Source organism: Mesorhizobium sp. WSM3626 (assembly GCF_000513935.1).
Classification (GTDB): Bacteria; Pseudomonadota; Alphaproteobacteria; order Rhizobiales; family Rhizobiaceae; genus Mesorhizobium; species Mesorhizobium salmacidum.
Genome location: NZ_AZUY01000053.1, coordinates 34,415 through 41,384 on the forward strand (window position 1 = coordinate 34,415; position 6,970 = coordinate 41,384).

The 6,970-nt window shown below is 62.2% G+C and carries 5 protein-coding genes; 4 read left to right on the forward strand and 1 reads right to left on the reverse strand.

What is annotated here, in order from left to right:
- Positions 1-673: 673 nt before the first annotated feature.
- Positions 674-2,791: a catalase gene (locus tag M653_RS0126815; RefSeq protein WP_027146082.1), complete on the reverse strand. Its 2,118-nt coding sequence runs from the start codon at positions 2,789-2,791 to the stop codon at positions 674-676.
- A 206-nt stretch (positions 2,792-2,997) separates the two neighbouring features.
- On the opposite strand from M653_RS0126815, the gene M653_RS0126820 reads away from it, so the two are divergent.
- The 4 genes from M653_RS0126820 (at position 2,998) to M653_RS0126835 (ending at position 6,668) form a co-directional block, all read left to right on the forward strand.
- The gene (locus M653_RS0126820; RefSeq protein WP_027146083.1) at positions 2,998-3,552 is read left to right on the forward strand and encodes a hypothetical protein; all 555 of its coding nucleotides are present in this window, start codon (positions 2,998-3,000) and stop codon (positions 3,550-3,552) included.
- Between the two features lie 28 nt (positions 3,553-3,580).
- A complete protein-coding gene (locus tag M653_RS0126825) occupies positions 3,581-3,898 on the forward strand; it encodes a SemiSWEET transporter (RefSeq protein WP_027146084.1) in 318 nt (105 codons plus the stop codon).
- 665 nt (positions 3,899-4,563) lie between these two features.
- Positions 4,564-5,472: a tyrosine-type recombinase/integrase gene (locus M653_RS0126830; RefSeq protein WP_027146085.1), complete on the forward strand. Its 909-nt coding sequence runs from the start codon at positions 4,564-4,566 to the stop codon at positions 5,470-5,472.
- 2 nt (positions 5,473-5,474) lie between these two features.
- Positions 5,475-6,668, forward strand: coding sequence for an IS91 family transposase (locus M653_RS0126835; protein ID WP_027146086.1), 1,194 nt, complete (start codon positions 5,475-5,477; stop codon positions 6,666-6,668).
- The last annotated feature ends 302 nt before the right edge of the window (positions 6,669-6,970 follow it).

Consider the following 6,970-nt stretch of genomic DNA (forward strand, 5'->3'; position numbering starts at 1 on the left):
TAGCAAAGCGATCGTCAGGCCTGTGTGCCGAAAGCATGTTTTCACGGCCGCTACCCAGTTTTTGCGCGGCGTGATGGCAGAAGTCTTCGCTTCGATCCAAAGCACTCGCTTGGGGAAACGAAGATGAGATCCATAAGCCTGCCACGCCGCTAAACGCAGTCACAACCAAAGCTTGCACGTCGATGGCGTAAAGGAGGTTGCCGCCTTCATCCCGAATGGGCACGAGCCAGCCGGTCAAAGGTCCGTACCCGGCTCGAGATCCATAAGGAGTTCGATCGCACAACGAATGGCCCCTTCCTGGGCGGCCTCGTAGCTCGGCATTCTCGACGGCGGAACCTGCCAACTGCCATCACCGTCACGGCACTCGATGATGTAGACATCGCCGTTGCCATTGCTCGCCGCGGTAACGGCAACCTCATCGAAGTTGCCGCTGCGTCCTAGTCCTTGGCCGCAATGCCGAAAGTGGCTGTCTGCACCAAGATAGCCCGCGCCCGATCGAGAGCCGCGTCGTCGTTGCCAGCTTCGACACTCGCCATATCGACCGTGACGCAGTCTCCGCCTTCACCATAAAAGACAACACGCAGGATGGGCTCTCCGGTTGGCGAGGTCGCGCGCGAGACATCAGTTCGAACAATTTGCACTGCGGAACTCCTTTTTGGATGTGTCGAGCCTGCTATAGCTTGACCGCCATTTCGCGGCTCCAGAGCCGAAGCTTGCGGCAGGATCCGATGAACTTGGCGACAGCCTTCGGATCATCGAGCCCAATCAGGCCCTCGTCGGCTTGCGGATCGACACCGGCCCTCTGCAACAACGGGATGCTCCCCGAAGTGAAAGCGATGAACTTGCAGTGGGCGAAAGCGTCGGCAACGAAATCCCGCGCAGCAGCCTCACCCGTCAAGCGCTCAGCTCCCTCTTCAGAGAGGATGAGCGCAACAGCGTCGAACAGGACTGAAGGCCCGCCGTCGATCATGTGCTTCGCCGCTATCCAGCTTCCGTCGTCGGCTTCGACGCCGCCGACTTTTGGCGCGACAATCTCCATGACGGCGCCTTCTTTCTCAATCGCCGACTGCAACTTCTTCAGCAGCGAGGCATCGGCGCCGGGACCGACGAGCACTCCGACCTTGCGGCCGGCGAAACTCTCCGGCCCGTTGTCGATGATGCTGAGCGCCGGCGACGGTTCGAGATCGTCGCGGGGCGCAACAGCGGCGTCCGCCGGCTGGGGTAGTTCCTTCATGCCGAGTTTATCGGCAACGGTTTCGGCGAGTCCCTCATCGATGTGGAGAAGATGCGCGACCATGCGCTCGCGGATGGCCACCGTTTCGACCTTGCTGAGCTCGAAGGTCAGGGCCATGGCGATGTGGCGCTGCTCCGGGGCGGTCTGGCTGTTGAAGAACTGGCGCGCCTGGCTGTAGTGGTCTGCGAAGCTCCCGGCACGAAGTCGGACTTTCTGGCCTTGTTCCGCGTCGGCGAACGACCTGAACCCGCGCTCGGGAGATTCGCGCGGTCCTTCGCCAAACGAGTTCGGCTGGTAGTTCACGCGTCCAACCGGGTTGCGCATGGCCATGTGGCCGTCCTGCTGGAAATGATGGAACGGGCATTTGGGCGCGTTGATTGGAATGTGCGTGAAGTTCGGACTGCCCAGCCGCTTGAGTTGTGTATCGAGATAGGAGAAGTTGCGGCCCTGTAGTAGGGGGTCGTTGGAGAAGTCAATGCCCGGCGGCACGTTCTGCGTCATGAACGCGACCTGCTCGGTCTCAGCGAAGAAATTATCGGGCATACGGTCGAGCACTAGGCGACCGACCGGAATCGGACGCAGGATTTCCTCCGGAATGATCTTGGTCGGGTCGAGAACGTCGAACTCAAAACTGTCGGCAAACTCCTGGTCGAATAGCTGAAGGTTGAGCTCCCATTCCGGGAAATCACCGGACTGGATCGCATTCCACAGGTCGCGCCGGTGGAAATCCGGGTCGGCGCCGTTGATCTTGACGGCTTCGTTCCAAACCACCGACTGCATGCCGAGCTTTGGCTTCCAGATAAATTTGACGAAGGTGGATTCGTCCTTCGCATTGACCAACCTGAAGGTGTGGACCCCAAAGCCCTGCATGAACCGGAAGGAGCGCGGGATGGCACGATCGGACATGACCCACATGATCATGTGCATCGATTCCGGCGTGAGGCTTATGAAGTCCCAGAAACTGTCATGGGCCGACTGGGCCTGCGGAAAGGCGCGATCGGGCTCCGGCTTCACGGAATGGATGACATCCGGAAACTTGATAGCGTCTTGGATGAAGAACACCGGAATGTTGTTGCCGACCAAATCCCAATTGCCCTCCTGCGTATAGAATTTGACCGCGAACCCGCGAACGTCGCGCGCGAGATCGAACGAACCTTTCGATCCGGCGACAGTGGAGAAGCGCACGAAAACCGGCGTCTTTTCTCCGGCGCGCTGAAAGATGTCGGCGCGCGTGTAGGCGGCCAGCGACTCGTAGGTCTCGAAAAAGCCGTGGGCGCCATAGCCTCTCGCATGGACGACGCGCTCGGGAATTCGCTCGTGGTCGAAGTGGAAGATTTTCTCCCGGAAATGGAAGTCTTCGATGAGCGCCGGTCCGCGCTCGCCGATCTTCAATGTGTTCTGGTCATCAGCCACGGGACCGCCTTGCGCGGTAGTCAGGATGTCGGTATCGGCATCCCCTTCCGCGACCTGGTGAAGCTCCCCCCCGTTACCGCGCGTCAGCTTTTGATCATGGATCGTCGCGGGCTTGCCCGACGACTGTCTAGCGGTCTTGGCCATGCTAATATTTCCTGTTGGAGGAACCTGACTTCAGAACACTCTCAATGCCGGCCTCACCCTTAAGTTCCTTGTGACAGCGGCCCAGTTCCTCTTTTGGGAAAGACTGCGCCGGAGTATTGCCCCCTTTCGAGAGCGGCCACCCCACCCTCTGGAACCAAGACCGCCGCGTGCAGTTTTGTCGGGGACAAAACTGAGGTGAACATTCGATGGCAAGCGCCCGGGAAGACGCTGATTTAACGGCCAGGCTTGCACGCGAACACGGCGTTTGCGACGAGGCAGTGAGGGCGGTCTTTCAAGACTTGCGCCGCGGTGGCGGAACCATGGCCCACTTCAGCCATGCCGACTTCGGCGGGACGTCGCAATGGTCTTCCGGCATGACCATGGTCGGCGACATGTTCAACGACAGCCTTGAAGCAAAGCTCAATGCAATTGCGGGTGAACTGTCGAGGCACCTGCGAGCACCCCCTCAGGAGCGGGCTGATGATCGCGCCGTCAGCTATCGCTCCGGGGCCACTCGTCACGCCGGGTCATGGTGGCTCCAGGAGCTTGGTGATCCTTCATCTGACGGATCTCAGAATGATCTGCGCTTCGCGGTGTTTCCCCTAAAACGTCCCCGGTCATCGAAGACCACGACATACGACACGGGCGACCAACAGATTTCGGGTGTGTCTCAAGCGCGGAGCACGGATTCCACGCCCACGTTGGCAAGCCAGCACGGCGTCGTCCGCGTTTCGAGTCTCGCGCAGGCGAATAAGCTCTGAGCCGGACGTTCCTAAGATTGGACTTTCGATGGAAATTGTCACGATCGTCGGATATCTCGCAGCCATATGTTCGATGACCAGCTTTACGCCGCAGGCCTGGAAAATCATCAGAACGCGCGACACTAACAGTATCTCGGCGCCGATGTACGTGCTGACTGTCTTGGGTTTTGCGCTATGGCTGACCTTCGGCCTGATGAAAGACGAATGGCCCATCATTATCACCAATGCGGTCTGCCTCATCCTCTCTGCATTCATCCTCCTGATGACCGTGCTTCCAAGAGCCAAGAAAGAAGCCGTGGCAGAGGCTGTCGACCCGACAGGACGCGCCGGGGATACTAAGAGTTGATCTCCATTGGACGGACAACCGACGCAATCTTCACTGAGGAGCCGGCACCCAACGCTGGCGCAAACTGAAGCCGCAGCTTTCCGTAGACATTTGTAGCCAGGTAGATGGACCGAGGCTAAAGGGAAACGGTTGATTATGCTTCGGCCCTTGCGAGAAACTGGAGCAGTTCCTTCGCTGAGTCGTCGGCGCTTCCTCCACCATGAGGTGACCGCAATCAAGGCCCGCCCTTGGCAACAAGCGCGAAGCTTGCTGCGATCGCCCAGGAGATACGCAGCCATCCCTGAGCGCTTCGCCAACAGGGTCCCAACCGTACCCCCTTCGAGACGGCGGAACGCCATGGGCGGAAGAGCAGTCCCTGACGCAGGGCGCGGTGAGCCATCAGGTGAAGGCGCTCGAGGTCGATTGGGTATCAGGCTGTTCGATCGCGACGTCAAAAGCTAAGCATCACACGGGGCCGGGCTCCCCTATGGAGGTGGTGCGCGATGCCTTCGACTGTATGGCGCAAACCTGCTGGGCTGTGACCGAGAACGGGCCGGTGAACGAACCCGCTGCGCGGGATGGGCGCGTGGGGTGAGGTAGAGATCACGAGCTGGACGTCGCGCTCGCATTGAGGGTGGTTCGGCAGCGGCAGAGCATCACGGGCTTCTTCAACAAGGAGCCTGACCATGCCCTATCCTGTTCTTGATGCACCTATCAGTCCACTTCGTCAGCGGCTGATCGACGACATGAACATGCGGCGTTTCTCAGGGGAGACGCAGCGCAACTATCTCCGCGACATCGGACGCCTGGCGACGTTCCTCGGGCGTTCACCAGACACGGCGACCACCGACGACCTGCGCCGGTTCCAGATCGAGCAACAGGACGACGGTGTTCCCGTGCCGACGATGAACAGCATCGTGTCGGCGCTGCGCTTCTTCTTCACGCATACGGCCGATCGTCCCGACCTGGCGCGCAAGCTCGTTCGTCTGGCGCACCCGCGCAAGCTGCCGGTGGTCCTCAGCCGCGACGAGGTTGCCCGGCTGCTCAACGCCACCACCTGTCTCAAGCACCAGGCCGCATTGTCTGTCGCCTATGGCGCCGGCCTGCGCGTCGCCGAGGTGTCGATGCTGAAGGTCGCCGACGTCGACAGCGAGCGCATGCTGCTGCGCGTCGAGCGTGGCAAGGGCGGGCGCTATCGCAACGCCATGCTGTCGCAAGACCTGCTCTTGTTGCTGCGCCAGTGGTGGAAGGTCGGACGCCAGCAGGGGGTGATGCATCGCGACGGCTGGCTGTTCCCGGGGCAGCATGCGATGAAGCCGATCAGCACCCGCCAGTTCTATCGCGTGGTCGTCGAGGCAGCGCAGGCGGCCGACATCGCCAAGCGGGTCGGGCCGCACACGCTGCGCCACAGCTTCGCCACCCACCTGCTGGAGGACGGCACCGACATCCGGATCATCCAGGTCCTGCTCGGGCACGCCAAGCTAAATAGCACCGCCTTCTACACCAAGGTTGCAACCCGCACGGTGCGCACCGTCACGAGCCCGCTCGACAAGCTTGGCCTCTTCAAGCCGGAAGAGATCTCGCCCGACGGCTGAGCGTGCGCGCCTCGATCGAGGTTGCCGACATCTTCCGCACTGCCGGACCCGCCTTCCGGGCCGCCCATGCAGGGCATCTGACACTGCAGCAGCTCAAGGTCATGTCGGCGATCGAGCACTGCCGCACCGCCGCCCTCGGCGGTCACGTCGAGGCCTGCGAGGACTGCGGCCAATGGCGGATCGCCTACAACTCCTGCCGCAACCGGCACTGCCCGAAGTGCCAGGGCGCGGCCGCACGGACATGGCTCGCCGAGCGCGAAGCCGACCTGCTGCCAGTCGGCTACTTCCATGTCGTGTTCACGCTGCCCGCCGAGGTCGCCGCCATCGCCTTCCACAACAAGGCGGCGGTCTACGACCTGCTGTTCAAGGCGGCATCGGAGACGATGCTGACCATCGCGGCGGATCCGAAGCATCTCGGCGCGCGCATCGGCATCACCGCAGTGCTCCATACCTGGGGCTCGGCGATGACCCACCACCCGCATGTCCACATGATCGTGCCGGGCGGCGGCATCGCGCCGGACGGCAGCCGGTGGATATCGTCGCGTCCGGCCTTCCTGCTGCCGGTACGCGTGCTCGGCAAGCTGTTCCGCCGCCTGTTCCTCTCCCGGGTGATCGCGCTGCACGACGCTGGCCGGCTCGCCTTCTTCGGCGCAATTGCTCATCTCGCGCAACGGCGGGCATTCCTGCGCCACCTGTCGCCGGTCCGGAAGAAGCGCTGGGTGGTCTACGCCAAGCCGCCCTTCGCCGGCCCGGAAGCGGTGCTCGCCTACCTGTCGCGCTACACCCACCGGGTCGCGATCTCGAACAGCCGCCTCATCCGCCTCGACGAGAGCGGCGTCACCTTCCGCTACAAGGACTATCGTCGCCCTGGCGCCGACCGGCAGCAGCTCATGACGCTCACGACCGACGAGTTCATCCGCCGCTTCCTGCTCCACGTCTTGCCACGTGGCTTCCATCGCATCCGGCACTATGGCCTGCTCGCCGGCTCCGCCCGCAAGGCCAGCATCGCACGCGCCCGCGAACTGCTGAACGTCGCTGCGCCGCCCGAGACCGACACCTCGGAAGAGCCGGCTGACTTCCATCCGTCCTGCCCCTGCTGCGGCGGACGCATGATCGTGATCGAGGTGTTCGAACGATGGAGGCAGCCGCGCGGACCGCCACACGGTTCCCCGTCGACCGGGAGCAGCACGCCATGACCCGGCATGGCATGGTTCAGCCTTCGGCTGCAGGCACTCTGCCTCCGGCAACGGATCGACGCACGTCCATGGTGATTTTCGTCTCCGACAGAGCCGCTCCCAGCCGCCCACCGTCCCGACAACACCGCACGCAGGCGCAACGAAGCGGTCTGTCCGCATTCACCCCAGAGCTTCCCGACACCGGTCGCGCCATCGCCGACATCTGCAAAAATCCGAAATCTCCATAGCCATCGCCTGTGGCCCGCGGGTTCCTTCCTCGGGGACTTTCGTACGCCTGCCGGCGCCCGAAACTCTTCACGAAA

Bases quoted from the DNA above. Each gene is read 5' to 3' on its own strand.
- M653_RS0126815 (WP_027146082.1), bottom strand. From the start codon at position 2,791: ATGGCCAAGACCGCTAGACAGTCGTCGGGCAAGCCCGCGACGATCCAT.
- M653_RS0126830 (WP_027146085.1), top strand. From the start codon at position 4,564: ATGCCCTATCCTGTTCTTGATGCACCTATCAGTCCACTTCGTCAGCGG.
- M653_RS0126820 (WP_027146083.1), top strand. From the start codon at position 2,998: ATGGCAAGCGCCCGGGAAGACGCTGATTTAACGGCCAGGCTTGCACGC.
- M653_RS0126825 (WP_027146084.1), top strand. From the start codon at position 3,581: ATGGAAATTGTCACGATCGTCGGATATCTCGCAGCCATATGTTCGATG.